Raw genomic sequence first — 18,838 nt, forward strand, 5'->3', positions numbered from 1 at the left:
ATAAGGGCTATCACCGATAGTTACAGATACACCAGAGAGTGTCTAATGGTTTGTGTGTGAGGGGTTTCCCTTACATGAAGGAGATAAACCATAATGGATTCTGTGGCGAAACGAGATCCGGAAGATTCCGCGAAGATTAAAGCGATCGAGCAGAAACTGCTCGCGAACCCGGAGATATCCAAGCTCATTGACGAGCTGGGAACCACAGCAACGGACGCCAACGACCTAGTCCGGGGATTACTGCAAGCTTCGGTCACCCGTGGCTTGGAAGCCGAAATGGATGCCCACCTGGGTTATTCCAAAGGCGATCGTGAGGCCAAAGCGGCCGGTGGTGGCGATAATTATCGCAACGGCTCCTATGTCAAAAAGGTTGATTCGAACTACGGCCCGGTCGATGTCACCGTCCCACGTGATCGGCAGGGCACGTTCTTGCCCACGATGGTGCCGAAAGGCTCACGCAGGTTAACCGATGTCGATGACATGATCATCAGTTTGTATGCCGGTGGCATGACAGTGCGCGATATCCAGCATCATATGGCCACGGTCATGAGGGTTGATATCTCGCATGAAACGATTTCCGCAGTGACTGATGCGGTGCTAGATGAAGTCATGATCTGGCAAAACCGTCAGCTAGACGAGTTCTACCCCGTAATTTTCTTAGATGCCCTGCGTATCAAAGTTCGCGACGGTGGACGAGTAGTTAACAAGTCCGCCTTTTTGGCTATCGGCGTGGATATGGACGGGATCAAACACATCCTGGGTATCTGGTTGGCGAAAGAAGAAGGCGCCTCCTTCTGGGCTCATGTGTGCGCGAACCTGGCAAGCCGTGGAGTCCAGGACGTGTTTATTGTCTGCTGCGATGGTTTGAAAGGCCTGCCGGAAGCGGTGGAAGCAACGTGGCCGGATTCGATGGTGCAGACCTGTGTGGTGCATTTGATTCGTGCAGCAAACCGGTGGGTGGCCTATGGCGATCGTAAGACCGTATCTGCGGCGTTGAAGAAGGTGTATACCGCGCCTGAAGAGGCAACCGCACGTGCAGCGTTGGATGAATTCGCCGACTCAGAACTGGGCCAGAAATATCCCCAATCAGTCAAGGTCTGGACGGATGCGTGGGAGCGTTTCGTGCCGTTTCTGCAGTTCCCGCCGATGGCCAGAAAGGTCATCTATACGACAAACTCGATTGAGTCGATGAATAACGAGCTGCGTAAAGCTACCCGTAACCGCGTGCAATTTACCAATGATGATTCCGCGATTAAGACGCTGTGGTTGATGATCTGCAATATTGAGGATAAACGCGCGGCTAAACGCGCAAAACAGGGCAAGAAAGCTGCTGCTACCAGCGGAAGACTCATCGAAGGCAGAAAGGTCACCAACTGGAAACAAGCCATCAACCAAATGGCCGTGGCCTACCCCGAACGATTCACCAACTACCTATAAATCACTAACCCCGAAAGCCCCACACACAAAATACTTGACACGCTCATACACCACGCTAGCGGACACACAAACGAGACCGCACAGCCATGAATTCGCTAAACAACCTCAACAGCAAAAAATGGCTATTTACCTGGATAGAACCACCCGAAGGATTCATTGGAACACCAAAATCCACCACCAACAGCCTTGAAGGTGGCATCAACTCACCGCTCAAACTCCTCGCCAGAAACCACCGCGGAATGAGCAAAGAACACCAACGCACCGCCATCGATTGGTGGCTCGCATCAAAAACGCAGCTGCCTGCCGAGCCCGTAAAGACCGCCAGGCAGCAACGCTGGGGTAAAGACGCACTCGCCAAAGTCAACGCCTTACTCGAAGCGGAATCACCCACACCACCAGAAATCGGTGGCCCAAGCGGATACGACACCGCAATCGATACCACCTACCAGCACTCTATGGGAATACAGAAAGGATGGCTAGGTAGATAACACAATGTCCGCCGGCAACACACCGACAGACACACTTTTCTTTACTTAACCCACCAACAACACGCCCTTCGACCCGACTGCTCACCAGCACTGCATGACAACGCAAACAGAAACACCCACCTACCGCTACTACTGGTAGATGGGTGCTTGAAGTTGGAGGGAATGACGGGAATCGAACCCGCGTCTTCAGCTTGGAAGGCTGAGGTATTAGCCACTATACGACATTCCCACATCGCATCTCTTTGATGTGCGTTAGCCATCTTAACCCACGGGGATACTTCATTCCAAAATGACCCCCACCACAACCATATTATCCGCTAGTAGACAGCTGTTGGACTAAGCCTACAGCTGTTGGTGCTGCGTGTAGAGATGGTTTTGTCATTTGCTTTCAAAGTGCGCTGTGGAACTTTATGCTGGTGGTAGACGTTGTTCTAAATAGACAATAAAACAATTGTGGGAAGTGAACGCCAAACATGGAATTTCTATTAGTTCTTGCTGTCCTCGGCGGCGGCGCTTGGTACCTGTCTTCGAAGAATTCAAAGAAGAGCAAAGAAGAACGCGAACGCCAAGAGTTCGCGGACGCGCACGCTGATGCGCAGCGCTGGACTGAGCGTCTTGGCGGCCAAGTCATGCAAATCTCTGGCACCGATGCAGCTTCGACCCAGGCGATGGCTGACGCATCAGAGCGCTTTACCGCTGCTAATTCCGCACTTGCGCAGGCAACTACCGCCAATCAGGCAAAGCTTGCACGCGAGTCCGCACTGGAAGGCATGCATTATGTTGCTGCAGCGCGCGACATCATGGGCATGAATGCTGGTCCGGAGTTGCCACCACTAGAAGGTCAGCGCTCCGCAGGCAAGGTGACGGAGAATCGCACCATTGAAGGCGAAGACGGTCAGACTCTGACTGCTTCTCCTTATGCCTCTGAAGAAACCCCTAACTACTACCCTGGCGGCACCGTTGCGGGCCGTCCGGTCCCAGCTGGTTGGTACTCCCGCCCATGGTGGGCAGATGCCATGGCTACTGGCGTGTGGATGATGGGTTACTCCATGATGTTCAACGCCATGTTCATGGGTATGGCTGGTGTCGGCTACTCCGGTGAAGCAGCAGCTGCCGGTGAAGTAGGAGATGCCGGCGGAGACATGGGTGACGCTGGCGCAGACTCCGGTGGTGACATGGGTGATGCCGGTGGTGACATGGGCGGCGGCGATATGGGAGACGGCGGCGGTCTCTTCGGCGGTGACGGCGGAGGAATCTTCGACTTCGGCTTTGATTTCTAAGACTTAATTTTCACACCGGTCTTTGAAGTTTAGGGGCCAGTCAAAGGAGTTCTCGCACTAAGTGCGGTTGCTTTGGCTGGCCCCTTTTCCGTTGTCATTTTCGGCGTATCCTCGTGGCCATGACCGAACACCAATCAACATCAGAATTTGATCCCTCAATTGTCCCAGTCGTTGAACTCAACGATGGCAACACCATTCCGCAACTGGGCTACGGCGTATTCAAGGTTCCACCCGAGGACACCGAAGCACTGGTTGCTGAAGCCTTGAAGGTGGGCTACCGCCATATAGATACCGCTGCCATCTACGGCAATGAAGAAGGCGTTGGCGCAGCTATCGCTAAATCGGACGTTCCACGCGAGGAGCTGTTCATCACCACCAAGCTATGGAATGATCGCCATGAAGACGTGGAAGCAGCACTGCAGGAATCCTTGGACAAGCTGGGCTTGGACTACGTTGACTTGTACCTCATCCACTGGCCATCGACCAGCACCGGCAACTTCAAAGCCGCTTGGAAGGGCTTGGAGCAGGCGAAAGAACAAGGCCTGGCCAAGTCCATCGGCGTTGCGAACTTCACCGTTAAAAACCTGGAAGATTTGGAGATGGTCTCCAAGATTCGCCCCGCTGTCAACCAGATTGAGCTGCACCCTTACTTCGCACGTTGGAAAGAAATCGACGCCGGTCGTGTGCATGGCACCAAGGTTGAGTCCTGGGGACCACTGGGGCAAAACAAGACTGACTTGTTGGAAAACGAAGACATCCTCGCAGCAGCAGAGGCACACTCAAAGACCCCTGCGCAGATTGTTCTACGCTGGCACCTGCAGAACAACGTCATCGTCTTCCCAAAGACCGCTACCCCATCGCGTATGCGTGAGAACTTTGACATCTTTGACTTTGAACTCACGGATGCTGAAATGCTCGCCATCAATGACTTGGACTTGGGCGAAGAAGGGCGTGTCGGCAGTGACCCGGATGAATTTAGCTAAGCCCTAAACGCCCCAAACGTTAGGCATCGGCAAGCAAATGCCCACAAGCTACTCTTTCACGAGTGCTTGTGGGCAATAGTTTTTAGTTGTGAGTTAAACCTTAGGCTTCAGGTGCCTCAGGAACCTCAGGGGCAATGTTGGTGCGCTCATATTCGGCAAGGATGTCAATGCGGCGCTGGTGGCGCTCAGCCTGGGACCATTCCTGGTCAATGAAAGCGTCCACGATGGCCAAGGCTTCCTCGGCGGAATGCATGCGTCCACCGATACCGATGAGTTGAGCGTTGTTGTGCTCACGGGCAAGGCGGGCGGTCTCAGGAGACCACGCCAACGCACAACGTGCGCCCTTGACCTTGTTGGCAGCAATCTGCTCACCATTGCCGGAACCACCCAGCACGATGCCCAAAGAACCTGGATCATTGACGGTTCGCTGTGCGGCTTCAATACAAAACGCTGGGTAGTCATCCTCAGCGTCATAAACATGTGCGCCACAGTCATAAACGTCGTGGCCCTGGCTGGTCAGGTGTTCTTTAATGAGATTCTTGGTCTCGAACCCTGCGTGATCTGCTCCTAAGTAAACGCGCATGCGACCAATACTAACAATGAAATGCATGCGCGTTGAGCAAAGTCAGAATTACTTGTTGCTGACCTGTGGCATTTCGGTTCGGGAGCGTTTGATTTCGAAGAAGTAAGGGTACTCGGACAAGCGAACTGCCGCGTCGAAGATTTCGCCAGCTTCTTCGCCGGTTGGGATGCGGGTGATAACTGGGCCGAAGAATGCGGTGTCGCCCAGCTTGATCACTGGGGTGCCTACCTCGTCACCAACGGAGTTGATGCCTTCGTTGTGGAATGCGCGCAGTGCTTCATCAGCGTCCTCGGTGTTGGCAACCTCAGCGTAGGAAGCATCCAGGCCAGCTTCTGCGAGAGCTTCCTTAATCAGCTCATCATAGGCGCCGTAGCCGGTCTTGCCGCCCTGCTCTTCACCATGAACCTTGTTGCCCATGATGGTGTAAAGCTCATCAACCTTGTTTGGTTCATCAGTAGCAACCTTGGCGAATACACGAGCAGGCCCCCAAGCCGCCTTCATCCCGTTGGTGTAGTTTTCCGGCAGGTCACGACCATCATTGAGGACAGCGAGAGACATTGGAACGAATTCGACGGTGATGTCGCGAACTTTCTCTACTTCCTTAATCCAGCGGGAAGTAGCCCACGCGAATGGGCAAGTTACATCGAACCAAAATTTCACAGACTGAGACACGGGTTAAACTCCTATGCATAAGATGTATGTTGTCGCCTTGTACAACTTCCGAGCATAACTTTTAATTCCACCGAAGGAGCGTTACTTTTTATGACCTCTGTAAACCTCACCCATGATGAGGCCCAGCACCGTTCAACATTGATCAGTGTCTCCCACTATGACGTTGAATTGGACTTGCGGGAGGAGAAGCAGTTCACCTCGCACACCACCGTGAAGTTTGAGGCTACCGCCACCGGATCCACCTTCATTGACTTGCGCGCGGATGAAATTGTGGAAGCCCGCCTCAACGGCGTGCCGGTTCCTCTGGACGCCTACAACCCAACTTATGGCGTCGCGCTGTCGGGTTTGGAGGTTGCAGAGTATGAGCTGAAGGTAACCGCCAAGATTTCCTATTCGCGCACGGGTGAGGGTCTGCACCGCTTTGTGGATCCGGTAGATGACAACGTGTATCTCTACACTCAGTTTGAGACCGCGGATGCCAAGCGCGTATTCGCCTGCTTTGACCAGCCGGACATGAAGGCCACCTACTCGTTGACTTTCCACACCCCAAGTCAGTGGAAGGTCATCACCAACTCCCCTGTTACCCGTGAGGGCGACACGTGGCGTGCGACAGTGGATACTCCGCTGTCCACCTACCTCATCGCACTGTGCGCGGGTCCTTATTATGAGGTCACCGATACGTGGAAGGGTGCGCTCGCCGCACATCCTGAAGGCCAGCCGGCCGCGCAGTTGGAGGTCCCACTGGGCCTGTACTGCCGTGCTTCTTTGGCTGAGCACATGGACGCGGAGCGTTTGTTCACGGAGACCAAGCAGGGCTTTGATTTCTACCACGCAAACTTTGGCTTCGCTTATCCCTTTGGCAAGTATGACCAGATTTTCGTGCCGGAGTTCAACGCGGGCGCCATGGAAAACGCTGGTTGCGTGACCATCCGTGATGAGTATGTCTTCTCTTCCCAGGCCACCCATTACATGTATGAGCGCCGCGCGGACACCATCCTGCACGAGTTGGCCCACATGTGGTTCGGTGACCTGGTCACCATGAAGTGGTGGGATGACCTGTGGCTCAATGAGTCGTTTGCCACCTGGGCTGCGGCTATCTCGCAGGCGGAAAGCACTGAGTACGACACCGCGTGGGTAACTTTCGCCAACGTGGAGAAGTCCTGGGCTTACCAGCAGGATCAGCTTCCTACCACGCACCCAATCTCCACGGATGCTTCCGATATTGAGACCGTGGAGCAGAACTTCGACGGCATCACTTATGCCAAGGGCGCTTCGGTGTTGAAGCAGCTGCAGGCTTATGTCGGCCGTGAGAATTTCTTCGCGGGCGTTCGCCGCCACTTCAGCAAGCACGCGTGGGGCAACGCAACGTTCAATGACCTATTGGGTCACTTGGAGGATGCATCGGGGCGCGATTTGTCCTTCTGGGCTGCGGAATGGCTCAAGACGACTGGTGTGAACACGCTGTCTGCTGAGACCGAGCAGGAAGGCGGCAAGTACACTTCCTTCGCCGTGCAGCAGTCCGGTGACACGCTGCGCACCCACCGCATCGCCGTAGGTTTGTACCGCCTAGAAGACGGCAAAGTTAGCCGTTTTAAGCAGGTAGAGGTAGATATCTCTGGTGAGCGCACAGAGATCCCAGAGCTCGCAGGCGCCGAGGTTGCAGAGCTAGTTTTGCTTAACGATGATGACTTGACCTACACCCTTCTAGAATTTGACCCAGAAACCGTGGAGTTTGTGGTCAACAACATTGACAAGATTGCGGACCCGATGGCGCGCACTCTGTGCTGGTCCACCGCGTGGGAGATGACTCGCGCTGGCACTATGCGCGCCCGCGACTTCGCGCAGCTGGTTGCCCGCGGTTTGTCTGCAGAAACTGAGCTGGCTGTGCTGGAGCGTATCTGCAACCAGGCGATTACTGCGGTTGATACCTACGCCGATCCGCAGTGGGCACAGGCCGAAGGTTTCGCATTGCTTGCCGATGCCTTCTTGGCCGAAGCGTCCGCTGCCGATGACAATGGAGCGGGCAACCGCTCCATTGTGTTCAAGCAGGCTTTGACCAAGATCGACTTGAATGAAGCGGCGCGTGACTACCTGGTTGAGCTGCGCGCTAGCTCCGATGACAAGGCACTGCGCTGGAAGGCGCTGGCGGCTTTGGTTGCCAACGGCGCCATCGACGATGTCGAGGCCCTCGTTGCTCAGGAGCTCGAAGCAGACAACACCGCTTCTGGCTACCAGGCATCCTTGCGTGCACTGGCTGCGTTTAATTCAGATGAGAACAAGCGCGCTGTCTGGGATGAAATCATGTCCCTGCAGTTGTCCAATCTGGAACTGCGCCACAAGCTGGAGGGCCTGACCATGTCCGGCTCGGAAAAGCACTTGATCTTTGCGCCGGACGAGTACTTCGCCAACGCACAGAAGGTCTGGGACGCCGGTTCTAGCGAGATTGCGCTGGGCACCATCCAGGGTCTGTACCCATCCTGGAATGTTTCCCAGGAGACCATCGATGCCACCGATAAGTTCTTAGAAAACGAACTTCCGAGCGGCCTGCGTCGTGCAGTTACCGAAGAGCGTGACCGTTTAGCGCGTGCGCTGCGCAACCGCGCTATCGACGCCCAGTAGAGCTTTTATAGATGCGGGTGGCCATCTCCGAGGCCCTGCTCTTAGCAGCAAGATAAAGCAGGGCCACCCACGCCAGACCGCAGAGTGTGACCGTTAAACTTACGGTCACACTCTGCGCAGGAATGAGCAATAGGATAGCTCCAGCAATCTCCGCGCCGAGTCCTGCGAACATAACAGTCAAACCGACGCTGGCATGGCTGTGCTTCCACACCGCGTCAGAAACCATCGTGTCTTCGGTACGAAAACCCCAGGTTGAGCCTAATTGCAGGCGCTTTTTGCGCATCTGCAGCCCGTTGAACATCAACGCGATTCCGACAATAAACAGCGCAAGCGCAGTGATAATCACGAGTATCTGTCCTTGTTCCTAGCCCGGACCGCAGTTAATTGCGGTCCGCGAGTTCGATCCGCGGACGAACCTGAACCTCAGTCAGCTGCGTTGTTGGACCCGCATCAATCACGGCGCGGATAGCTTTAGCTACTTCCACTGGGGCAATCACGTGGCTCTTATCGTAGTTACCATTGAGCCCTTGGAACATCGCGGTGTCCGTTGGCCCCGGCGCGATGGTGCTCACACGAATGTCGTGTTCAGACTTCCGGAGGCCATCAGCAAGCGCATAAAGCGCGTGCTTTGTTGCGGCGTAAACGACGTTGTCCCCGAATCCACCACGGCCGGCGCCAGAGTTGATAAAGATTGCGGTGCCTTCTGCCGCCCGCAGTCCTGGTAGCAGCACGCGGGTCAGTTCAGCTGGAACATGCACGTTAAGGTCCATGTGCGAACGCCAATCTTCTACCCGCGCCGTTTCAACGGAGAAAGCATTCGCAATCGCAGCTGCGTTAACCAGCACATCGACGCGTTCAAGCGCCGGCAGAACTGATTCCATCGATTCCAGCTCATTAACCAAATCAACTTCGACAGCGGTAACTGCCTCGCCGTGCGCGGCCACGAGTTCTTCAAGCTTCGCTTTATCGCGGCCCAAAGCATAAACATGGTGGTCAGCTACCAAATTGGCAACAATCTCCACACCCATGCCGCCGGTAGCGCCTGTAACAACAGCAATCTTAGATTCTTGTACTTCAGTCATGGCCTCTACCCTATCTAGGAAAAGGCAAAAGCTGCGATAGACCACATAGCTATCGCAGCTTCTGGCAACTTAAAGGATTTAATCCAAGTCGTCGAGTGCTTGCTCGAAGTCGGCGAGAAGGTCTTCAACATCCTCAATACCGATGGAAATACGAACCAAGTCAGTCGGTGGAACCAGCTCGGAGCCTTCCGCCGATACGTGCGTCATCTTCTCTGGGTGCTCAATGAGCGATTCCACACCACCGAGGGATTCCGCCAAACACACCAGGCGAGTGTTCAAACAGACCTGGCGTGCGTGGTCTTCTTTGTGGAAGCGCACGGACATCATGCCGCCGAAGCCTCGCATCTGCTTCGCTGCCAGCTCATGGCCTGGATGATCCGGCAGACCTGGGTACAGCACCTGCTTAACCTCTGGACGTGACTGCAGATACTCCGCTACCTGCTGCGCGTTAGTGCAATGGCGCTCCATACGCACAGCCAAGGTCTTAATGCCGCGCGCGGTGAGATAAGCATCGAAAGGCGAAGAAACTGCGCCAACGCAGCCCTGGAAGTACAGCAGGCGCTCATCCACCTGCTCATCATTAGTCACTACTGCGCCGCCTAGGACGTCCGAGTGTCCGCCCAAGTACTTGGTGGTTGAATGCAGAACATAATCCGCACCCAAAGACAGCGGGTTTTGCAGGTACGGAGTTGCAAAGGTGCTGTCTACAACAACCTGTGCGTGCTGCTTGATGGCAACAACACCTTCAATATCGGTCACGGTCAACGCCGGGTTGGTTGGGGTTTCCAGCCAGATCAGCTTCGTATTCGGACGAATTGCCGCAGCAACTGCATCCAAATCAGAGGTGTCAACGATGGACAGCTCCAAGCCCCACTCGCCGTAGTCATTATTAAGCAGGCGGTAGGTGCCGCCATAAGCGTCATTGCCCAAGATAACGTGGTCGCCGGGGCGTACCAGGATACGAATCAAAGCATCCGTCGCTGCCATACCGGAAGCAAATACGCGGGCATACTTAGCGTCCTCTAATGCCGCCAAGGTGTGCTCCAAAGAGCGCACGGTTGGGTTGGCCACGCGGCCATACTCAAAGCCACCGCGCAGATCCGCAAGACCATTCTGCGCGAAAGTTGTCGACGCATAGATCGGGACGTTGATGGAGCCCATGTGCTCATCTGGTTCCCACCCTGCGTGGATAGCGCGGGAGTTAAACCCACTAGCAAGTTCGCGCTTGGTTTTTCCAGACATGTGCACAATCCTCCAATGATTTAATTCGGCCTTCTAATACAAACAGTGCCCACTATAGACCAAGCTGTTCATTTTGCATGACGAATCCCCGAATATTATTCACTTCACAAGACCTGCTCATCTTTTGATTTGCCACGGTCGAAGGCGCGCCGGTTTATCTCCCCGCGCGCCAACGACCCACAACCCACAACAAAGCAGGCCGCATACCTGCGACTTTATTGCGTTGAGCTGTGCTTTCTTTCCTCAAACTAGATGAAACTTTATAGTCTCGCGACTTTCTACACAGGAAAGAATCAGACTGATTTATTACTATTGGGCAGGTACGATAAACGGCACGTTTAGACCACCCTGTCTAAGCCGTGCAGACTTAGAAACACCAGGCCAGCCCTAGGTTTAAGGCCTGTTAGATTAAAGCGAAAGTTTGTGATTACCCTGACTAATTTCTCATCACTTGCAGATATAGCGACGCTGGCTGCGGCTTCGACTTCTCCAAGTGAAGCCGTTGATAGTGTCTCCAGCTGGTGGTCTGATCCTCAAACCCAAGAATGGTTGATTAACCGTCCAATTGCTATCGCCCTCATCATTATTGTTGCGCTGATTCTGCACTGGCTCGTGCGACGCCTGATCGGTAAATTAGCTCAATCTTCCATCGAGAAGAAGACCATCCGTACCTCCCCCATCGCCAAGCTTGCTCGGCCGGGAGGGAAAAACAAGAAGCAAAAAGAGAAGCAAGAAAAGCAACTCGAAGCGATTGACAAATCGCACGAGAACCGGCGAATCTCGCGCATTAAAACTCTGGCGAATGTCGCCCGCTCTGCGGCAGCCATCGTGGTGTGGGGTTGGGCATTCCTAGCCAGCCTTGACCAGGTCGGTGTTAACATCGCTCCGCTGATTGCCTCTGCTGGTGTTCTTGGTGTTGCTCTTGGTTTCGGCGCGCAATCACTGGTCAAGGACTTCCTGTCCGGTATCTTCATGCTGCTGGAAGACCAGTACGGCATTGGTGACACCATCGACTTGGGCAACGGCATCTTCGGTGACGTGGAAGAAATCACCCTGCGTATCACCACCGTGCGCGATATTGATGGCGCACTCTGGTACGTCCGCAACGGTGAAATCCTTCAGGTTGCTAACCACTCCGACGAATTCTCTGTCGCCCGCGTCCAGGTCCCAGTTGGTCTGTCTAATGACACCGAAAAGGCCTATGAGGTCATTGAAAGCAGCGTGAAGGCTGCCGCGAAGACGCCAGAAGTTGCCGGTTTGATTCTGGATGAACCAGTAGTCAACGGCGTTACCGACTTCCAGCCGGACTACCTATCCTTCCGTGTTTCCGTGAAGACACTGCCTGGCTCCCAGTGGGATGTCCAGCGTATTCTGCAGGCACGCGTTCTCAATTCCATGAACGATGCTGGCATTGCTACCCCCTACCCGTATGGTATTGGTATCACTGCCCCACAGTTGAAGAAGGACGAGTAAGTAACTCATGTCTGCGAATAACAGCGTCTATGAGGCGATTGGCGGAATGCCGACCTTTCGAAAGATAGTGTCGGGATTTTATAAACAGGTACCGGAAGACGACATCTTGGGTCCGATGTACCCGGACCAAGACTTCGCCGGTGCTGAGGATCGCCTCCTCTGGTTCCTCGCCCAGTATTGGGGCGGGCCGGCGCTGTTTAATGAAAATCGCGGTTCACCGCGCATGCGCATGCGCCACATGAATTACCCGATTGATATGGCAGCCCATGACCGCTGGTTGAAGTTGATGAAGAATTCTCTCGATGACATCGATGAAGAAACCCTTCCGATGCCATACCGTCAAATGATTTGGCAGCACATGAACCAGCTAGCTGGCATGCTCATCAACAAAGCGCCTTAATCAGTTTCCTCGAGGAAGGCGCTAGGTACAACGATGCCCGAGCCCCGCACATCAGGTGCTGGCTCGGGCATCTTGCTGTTTTCTTACACCACTAGAGATCCAGCGCTTCACGGACAGGATCGGACAGCAACTTGCCGCCGCGGGTCATTAGGCCATCACGCAATCCGGCAAAGCGCTCGAAAGCGCCATCAACGCCTTCCGATGCAATATCGCGGACATAGCGCAACGTCGCGGTCGTCAGCGCGCGGGTGGACATATTCGCTACCGCGCCTGGCATGTTAGCCACACAGTAAAACAGGGTGTCGTGGACCTTGTAAGTCGGGTCATCATGAGTGGTCTTGGTGGAGTTCTCAAAGCAACCACCTTGGTCGATGGCAACATCGACAAACACGGCACCCGGCTTCATGCCCTTGACCATCGCTTCTGTCACCAGCTTCGGCGCAGCAGCGCCCGGGATGAGCACAGCGCCAATGACCAGGTCTGCTTCCAGGAGCTCTTCATGCAAAGTCACCGGGTCAGAAATCTGGGTGCGAACGCGGCCTTGGTACTGGTCATCAAAACGCTGCAAAATCTGCGGCTCCAAATCCAATACGGTCACCTCTGCTCGCAGCCCAGTTCCCATGGCTACTGCCGATGCCCCCACCTGGCCACCGCCAATAACCACCACGCGGGCAGGCTTGGCGCCGGGAACACCAGGCAGCAGCACACCGCATCCGCCTTGCGTGGACATCAAGTGGTGTGCACCCTCAATGACAGCCAAACGCCCAGCCACCTGCGACATTGGCGTCAGCAGCGGCAAACCACCATTCCTATCGGTCACGGTTTCATACGCCAAGGAAGTACAACCGGAATCAATCAGGGCCTGGGTCAGCGGCTTTGATGCTGCCAAGTGCAGGTACGTAAACAGCACCAAAGCCTCGTGCAGATACCCGTATTCTTCCTCGAGTGGCTCCTTGACCTTCAGCACCAGCTGCGCGGTTTCCCAGACCTCTTTCGCAGAATCCAGCACCGTGGCACCCGCCTGCTTGAATTCCTCATCCTAGAAGCTGGCGCCCACGCCGGCCCCCGCCTGAATAAAGACTTCATGACCATCCTGAACAAGGGTGCTCACGGACGCCGGAGTGGCGGCCACGCGGCTTTCACTGTTCATGATTTCTGCGGGAATACCAATGCGCATGGTGTGCCTTTCTGCGAGCGAAGATACTGGTTTTGTTGCCTATTAGAAGATAAAATCCGGCCTACGCTCGTAAAAGCAGCCCCATCGGTGATTCATCCAGAAGCTTTGCACATCCTCGTCGGGCAATCAATATCCGCGCACTGCACGATCCACAAGGGAATTGGTTCAAAATGCGCACGCCTGTACCCCGGCCGAACGCACTTTTGGGCGAAATTGCTCCATCTGTGGATAACTTGGCCTGTTGAGTGACGCGTCAACGTAGTTATCCACAGCTTTTCATGTTTGCCCTGGTGTGGGGTTGCGCTTTGGGTTTAGCGTCGAAGTTATGAAAAATTACAAAGCATTCATACAACACGCCACCCAGGCGGTGAGCGTTTTAAGAGACATGGCGGAACTATCCGTTTATGACATGGCCGCCGATGACATGGCGTTAAAGACGGCGAGAAAGTACTCCAAATTAGCGGACGTCTTCTTCGGCTCCACCGACTCACCACGCCTTCAGCGCGAGTCCGTAGCACTCGCCGAAGAGCGCGGGTTGAGTATGGAACGTCTACAAATGATTGATAGTCACGCTCAGAAGTTAAAGAAAAAGCGCGGTGCCGCGTGGAAGCTACGTGCCGAACTCATAGCGCACGAGGGCACTTATGAAGAAGTCAACGCCCTGGGCAACCAGCGCGTCGATGAGATTGTCGGCGACAAGCCGAAAGAGCCGGGTATGCGTATAAGCCGCCCAAAGAACGGCATGGTCACGATGAGCATCACCGATACCCAGCGCCGCATCACCGACTTTGAGAAGACCCTTGATGCCATAGAGACCTCATCAGAGCCGAGGTCGAAGGCACTGTTAGAAGCGTTTTGGAAACATATCGATGGTGGCGGTGGTGTGCTCAAACCCGAATACCGCACTGTTATTGCCATCGGTTTGGATCAATCCGCAACGATTATTCGCGGCGAAGGCGACGAATCCATCATCGGCGCCTCCGACGGCACGACTATGACTGGTGCTGAGATCGTTAACCTTGCGGTTTCTGGTGCCCTTGGCGACAAGATTTACGCCGGACTCTTCCATCCCACCGCCGGGCCAGTGAACTTGTACGAAGCTCGGTTCGCGTCAGGCAAGCAACGGATTCTAGCCATGGCGGAGAATCTTGTGTGCCCGTGGCCGGACTGCAAAGTACCAGCCGATAGATGCCAGGTACACCACCTAGTTGCGCATAAGAATGGTGGGCAGACGAATCCTTCGAATCTCACCACGCTGTGCGCCTATCACAACGGTGTCAACGACGACGGCGCCCGGGCAAGGCGCCGCGAGAAAAGTCGAGGGCGGATGATACGCCACCGCGGACAGGTCAAGCTTGTTACCCCAGGTAGAAAACTGCTGGGCAACACGCATGACTTGAGCACGATGGGAGCGATGGACCTGATTTAAGACCACGTCAAAGCATCACACTACACCCGGGATCTGACAAGGGTTCCCGGGCTAAAAGGCGTGCCTAAAACAGGGACAAGCGATTGGAGTGATAGACGGTGCCGAAGGGGGCATCGATACGCACCCAGCGACTAAGGCCCGAGATGCGCAGGTGGCGTGGCACGTTCATCGGCGCCGCGAAATTAGGAATGAGGCCTAAGTTCGTGCAGGCGAAAATCATGCGCATGGGAATCTCTGCGCTGACATCACCGGACTCAGCGGTGACCACGGTCTGATTCATCAAGCTTTGCGGCGGCCCCATCGGGCCGGAGAACTGGCGGGCAAGCTTTTGGCCTTCATCGACAAGACTGCGTGCAACCTCGACCGGCAAGTTATCAATGAGCTTGAAACCAGACGCTGGCGGCAGTGCACCCGGCCAAGATGGATCGCGCGGGCGGCCCAGGTTCAGCTCAATCGGCGCATCTGGGGTGGCAGCGGCAAATTCCGTGGCGTTGAGGGCCTCAAGCATGGTGTCGGCGCCGACTACCGCACCATCGCGGCTGACGGTTCCCTGGATGCGACGCGAGGCAACCACCTCAAATGGCGTGGTGGCGAAAACATCCACCACCGGTGGTTGGCCATCGGAGCCATCCGTTAATTGCCGAAGACGCACCATGGCTGATGCATCAATGCCCGTCACACGTGCAAGGAATGAAACCATTCCCGCGCCGCCGCCGTACAGCATCAGTATTTCGTCCATGGTGCGTCTCCTGATTCTTGAGTTAGGGAATTGTTTCTCTCCCTCACGACTCTAGCCCGGTTAGGGCAACGAGCTAGTTTTTCAACTAGTCGTCGTAGCCGATCTCACCCAAGCCAAGGTCCGAATTGGCTCCCGCCGCAGCATCATTCTTGCCATTTTCAACGCCGATGTTGAGCAGAATATCGCGCTCCATATCAGTCAAAGAACGTGGCGTTTGGGTATCCAAGTCAACCGCAACCTGCACGCACTCCACAACGCATGCGGTGCGACCATGCTTATCCTTGATTTCCTGGCGGGTCACAAAGGAGGTGTTGCCAACCTCAACCACCTGAGACTCGATAAGCAACTCGGTGTTGCCTTCAGGCTCAATTGGCTTGCGGAAGTCCAAATCGAGGTGGCGCACGAAAGCAGCAAACTCGATATCTTGTGAAAAGAACTTATCCTCAGCAAACGCCAAACGTGCTTCCTGGGCGATTTCAACATAATTGGCATTCATGATGTGGCCATAGCGGTCGAAGTCAGACCAGCGGACTGGAATGCGGTGTGAGTGGATGGAATCTGAAGCCATGAGGCGGCAATACTCCTTGGGTTTATATCCCCGGCCCAGCACATACAGCTGCCAACCAGGGCAAATCATAAAATGAATAGTTCATATTAAACAAGAGGCGATAGTACACATTTACCGTGCACTATCGCTTCAAGTCTATCGATGTTTAACGTGGTGGTGAACTAATCCCCACCCACGCCACATTAACGCGTCAGCTTGCGGTGGGTCACGCGGGAAGGACGAGCGGCATCTTCACCGAGACGCTCAATCTTGTTCTTCTCGTAGTCACCGAAGTTGCCCTCGAACCAGTACCACTGGCCTTCTTCAACGTTGCCTTCCCACGCAAGAATGTGGGTACAGGTGCGGTCCAGGAACCAGCGGTCGTGAGAAATAACCACGGCACAGCCAGGGAACTTCTCAAGCGCGTTTTCCAAGGAACCCAGGGTTTCGACGTCCAAGTCGTTGGTAGGCTCATCGAGCAGAATCAGGTTTCCGCCCTCTTTCAGCGTCAGCGCCAAGTTCAGGCGGTTACGCTCACCGCCGGAGAGAACCTTGGATGGCTTCTGTTGGTCTGGGCCCTTGAAACCGAACGCGGACAGGTATGCACGCGATGGCATTTCGTTCTGACCAACGTGGATGTAATCCAGGCCATCAGAAACAACTTCCCACACGGTCGCATCCGGGTCGATGTTCGCACGGTTCTGGTCAACGTAGGACAGCCGGACGGTATCGCCAACCTCAACCGCGCCGGAGTCAGCGTCTTCCAAGCCAACGATGGTCTTGAACAGGGTGGTCTTACCCACACCGTTCGGGCCAATCACGCCGACGATGCCGTTACGAGGCAGGGTGAAAGACAGGTCCTTGATCAAGGTACGGCCATCAAAGCCCTTGGTCAGGTTCTTGGCTTCAACAACCTTGTTGCCCAGACGTGGCGGAGTAGGAATCTGGATTTCTTCGAAGTCCAACTTCTTGTACTGTTCCGCCTCAGCCGCCATTTCTTCGTAGCGTTCCAGACGAGCCTTGTTCTTTGCCTGACGTGCCTTAGCACCGGAACGAACCCACGCGAGCTCATCCTTCAGACGCTTGCGCAGCTTCGCATCCTTCTTGCCGGCAATCTCCAGACGCTCAGCCTTCTTCTCCAAGTAGGTGGAGTAGTTGCCTTCGTATGGGTAGAGCTTGCCGCGGTCGACCTCACAGATCCAGCCCGCAACGTGGTCCAGGAAGTAGCGGTCGTGTGTCACGGCCAGGACAGCGCCTGGGTAGTTTTCCAGGTGCTTTTCCAGCCACTCCACGGACTCAGCATCCAGGTGGTTAGTAGGCTCATCGAGCAGCAGTAGGTCAGGCTCACTCAGCAGCAGCTTTGCAAGTGCTACTCGGCGACGCTCACCACCGGAGAGCTGGGTTACCGATGCATCGGAAGGCGGGCAACGAAGAGCTTCCATTGCCTGCTCAATCTTGGAATCAACTTCCCACGCGTCAGCTGCGTCGAGTTCTTCCTGCAGCTTGCCCATTTCATCCATGAGCTCATCGGTGTAGTTGGTTGCCATTTCTTCGGCGATTGCCTCGAAGCGCTGCTTCTTTTCGAAGATGTCTCCAAGACCTTCTTCGACGTTTTCGCGCACCGTCTTTTCTTCATTCAGCGGTGGTTCCTGCTGCAGGATGCCCACGGTCGCACCTGGATCCAGGAATGCTTCACCGTTGGAAGGCTGGTCCAGACCAGCCATAATCTTCAGAATCGAAGACTTACCCGCGCCGTTGGGTCCAACGACACCAATCTTTGCGCCTGGGTAGAACGCCATGGTGACATTGTCCAAAATGACCTTGTCGCCAATGGCTTTACGCACGTTCTTCATCGTGTAGATGAACTCGCCCATGTCACTCCCTTGTATTTCGAGTTTTAATCACCACAAAGCGTACCCGACTGGCACAATAAATGAACGCCTGCCACCAGTTTTAGCCAGCGGCAGGCGCACGATGTGGCGATGACTAATTTCTTATTCTGAAATTCGTACTTCCCACTCTAAATTATTGGGAGCTTAAGTACTAAGCACCAATGAAATTCACTGTCCTAAAAGTTCGCCACGGCGTCCTCCTCGGTTGCCAGTTCCGATTCCCGGTCAGAGTTTTCTCGCACCGCGTCTAGGGAGACTGGCTCCACGGGCTCGAGGTCGGTTTCATCAATGACTTCGTCATTGTTCACGGTGTAGTCCTTATTAATGTGCAGCGCTTCCGAGCCCGCGTTGAGCACAATACCTTCCGGAGTGTGCGTGGCATCCATGCGCTGGGAGGCAAGAATGTAGCGGTTCATATCAATGCCCACCTGCAAACCGCGCAGGTAGGTGCGCTCGCGCTGCTTCTGAGTTTCATTATCCGTCCAGGTATCAGTGCACACAGATCCCAGCGCGATAACAGGCATGCCCTTCTTCAAAGACTTCGAAGCGTTGATCGCAAGCTGACCCCAAAGTTCCACGTTCATGTAAACGGTGTCGCTATCGCGCCATTCAAAATCGCCCTTGGCGTTGGTAAAGCGGGTTCGGCGCGAGGAAGCAATGCGCAAACGGGTGTTGACCTTGTCCCCGCTGAACTTGGTTACGAATGGATCGTCGGTGAGGTTGCCGGTGATGGTTACGGTGTATTGAGACATGATGTGTCTTCTTTCTGTTTCTTGAGATTTGAGCTTATTTTTT

The 18,838-nt window shown here is 54.7% G+C and carries 17 protein-coding genes, 1 tRNA gene and 1 pseudogene; 8 read left to right on the plus strand and 11 right to left on the minus strand.

Annotated features, from left to right (window positions below; genetic code table 11):
* Positions 1-93: 93 nt before the first annotated feature.
* On the plus strand, positions 94-1,437 hold the full coding sequence (locus CCASEI_RS11020) for an IS256 family transposase (RefSeq protein ID WP_025386927.1): 1,344 nt from the start codon (positions 94-96) through the stop codon (positions 1,435-1,437).
* 86 nt (positions 1,438-1,523) lie between these two features.
* The gene (locus CCASEI_RS11025; RefSeq protein WP_025388008.1) at positions 1,524-1,925 is read left to right on the plus strand and encodes a hypothetical protein; all 402 of its coding nucleotides are present in this window, start codon (positions 1,524-1,526) and stop codon (positions 1,923-1,925) included.
* A gap of 154 nt (positions 1,926-2,079) precedes the next feature.
* Here the strand turns inward: CCASEI_RS11025 and CCASEI_RS11030 are convergent.
* Positions 2,080-2,154 (minus strand) — tRNA-Gly (locus CCASEI_RS11030).
* Between the two features lie 244 nt (positions 2,155-2,398).
* On the opposite strand from CCASEI_RS11030, the gene CCASEI_RS11035 reads away from it, so the two are divergent.
* Complete coding sequence (locus CCASEI_RS11035) at positions 2,399-3,205, plus strand: hypothetical protein (RefSeq protein WP_025388009.1); 807 nt, start codon at positions 2,399-2,401, stop codon at positions 3,203-3,205.
* 119 nt (positions 3,206-3,324) lie between these two features.
* Entirely contained in the window at positions 3,325-4,188 is an 864-nt protein-coding gene (locus tag CCASEI_RS11040) for an aldo/keto reductase (protein ID WP_006821935.1), read from the plus strand.
* Between the two features lie 100 nt (positions 4,189-4,288).
* Here CCASEI_RS11040 and CCASEI_RS11045 read toward each other — a convergent pair whose 3' ends face one another.
* Positions 4,289-4,771: a ribose-5-phosphate isomerase gene (locus CCASEI_RS11045; protein WP_006821934.1), complete on the minus strand. Its 483-nt coding sequence runs from the start codon at positions 4,769-4,771 to the stop codon at positions 4,289-4,291.
* Between the two features lie 48 nt (positions 4,772-4,819).
* Positions 4,820-5,443: a mycothiol-dependent nitroreductase Rv2466c family protein gene (locus CCASEI_RS11050; RefSeq protein WP_025388010.1), complete on the minus strand. Its 624-nt coding sequence runs from the start codon at positions 5,441-5,443 to the stop codon at positions 4,820-4,822.
* A 90-nt stretch (positions 5,444-5,533) separates the two neighbouring features.
* Between CCASEI_RS11050 and pepN the strand changes: the two genes are divergently transcribed.
* Positions 5,534-8,062 (plus strand): aminopeptidase N, encoded by a 2,529-nt coding sequence (pepN, locus tag CCASEI_RS11055; RefSeq protein WP_025388011.1) that lies wholly within the window; start codon positions 5,534-5,536, stop codon positions 8,060-8,062.
* Here pepN and CCASEI_RS11060 read toward each other — a convergent pair.
* From CCASEI_RS11060 to CCASEI_RS11070, 3 genes are all read right to left on the minus strand, one after another.
* Positions 8,046-8,408, minus strand: coding sequence for an SdpI family protein (locus tag CCASEI_RS11060; RefSeq protein WP_025388012.1), 363 nt, complete (start codon positions 8,406-8,408; stop codon positions 8,046-8,048). The genes pepN and CCASEI_RS11060 overlap by 17 nt on opposite strands.
* Positions 8,409-8,442: 34 nt before the next feature.
* Positions 8,443-9,144, minus strand: coding sequence for an SDR family oxidoreductase (locus tag CCASEI_RS11065; RefSeq protein ID WP_006821930.1), 702 nt, complete (start codon positions 9,142-9,144; stop codon positions 8,443-8,445).
* A gap of 78 nt (positions 9,145-9,222) precedes the next feature.
* Positions 9,223-10,386 carry a cystathionine gamma-synthase gene (locus tag CCASEI_RS11070; protein WP_025388013.1) on the minus strand — a complete coding sequence of 388 codons (1,164 nt, stop codon included), beginning with the start codon at positions 10,384-10,386 and terminating at the stop codon, positions 9,223-9,225.
* A gap of 423 nt (positions 10,387-10,809) precedes the next feature.
* Here CCASEI_RS11070 and CCASEI_RS11075 point away from each other — a divergent pair, with 423 nt between their 5' ends.
* Together CCASEI_RS11075 and CCASEI_RS11080 are read left to right on the plus strand one after the other, a co-directional pair.
* The gene (locus tag CCASEI_RS11075; RefSeq protein ID WP_025388014.1) at positions 10,810-11,859 is read left to right on the plus strand and encodes a mechanosensitive ion channel family protein; all 1,050 of its coding nucleotides are present in this window, start codon (positions 10,810-10,812) and stop codon (positions 11,857-11,859) included.
* Between the two features lie 7 nt (positions 11,860-11,866).
* Positions 11,867-12,259 (plus strand): globin, encoded by a 393-nt coding sequence (locus CCASEI_RS11080; RefSeq protein ID WP_006821927.1) that lies wholly within the window; start codon positions 11,867-11,869, stop codon positions 12,257-12,259.
* Positions 12,260-12,350: 91 nt separating this feature from the next.
* Here the strand turns inward: CCASEI_RS11080 and ald are convergent.
* Positions 12,351-13,436: pseudogene (gene ald, locus CCASEI_RS11085) on the minus strand (alanine dehydrogenase).
* Between the two features lie 325 nt (positions 13,437-13,761).
* Here ald and CCASEI_RS11090 point away from each other — a divergent pair.
* On the plus strand, positions 13,762-14,865 hold the full coding sequence (locus tag CCASEI_RS11090; protein ID WP_006821926.1) for an HNH endonuclease signature motif containing protein: 1,104 nt from the start codon (positions 13,762-13,764) through the stop codon (positions 14,863-14,865).
* 64 nt (positions 14,866-14,929) lie between these two features.
* On the opposite strand, the gene CCASEI_RS11095 is transcribed toward CCASEI_RS11090, so the two are convergent.
* The 4 genes from CCASEI_RS11095 to CCASEI_RS11110 form a co-directional block, all read right to left on the minus strand.
* Entirely contained in the window at positions 14,930-15,604 is a 675-nt protein-coding gene (locus tag CCASEI_RS11095; protein ID WP_006821925.1) for a hypothetical protein, read from the minus strand.
* A gap of 85 nt (positions 15,605-15,689) precedes the next feature.
* The gene (locus CCASEI_RS11100; RefSeq protein ID WP_006821924.1) at positions 15,690-16,172 is read right to left on the minus strand and encodes an acyl-CoA thioesterase; all 483 of its coding nucleotides are present in this window, start codon (positions 16,170-16,172) and stop codon (positions 15,690-15,692) included.
* A gap of 182 nt (positions 16,173-16,354) precedes the next feature.
* Positions 16,355-18,025, minus strand: a complete 1,671-nt coding sequence (gene ettA, locus CCASEI_RS11105) for an energy-dependent translational throttle protein EttA (protein ID WP_006821923.1) — start codon at positions 18,023-18,025, stop codon at positions 16,355-16,357.
* A 194-nt stretch (positions 18,026-18,219) separates the two neighbouring features.
* A complete protein-coding gene (locus tag CCASEI_RS11110) occupies positions 18,220-18,795 on the minus strand; it encodes a single-stranded DNA-binding protein (protein WP_006821922.1) in 576 nt (191 codons plus the stop codon).
* Positions 18,796-18,838 lie beyond the last annotated feature (43 nt).

Origin of the sequence: Corynebacterium casei LMG S-19264 (assembly GCF_000550785.1) — a bacterium.
In the GTDB taxonomy this organism is placed as follows: Bacteria; Actinomycetota; Actinomycetes; order Mycobacteriales; family Mycobacteriaceae; genus Corynebacterium; species Corynebacterium casei.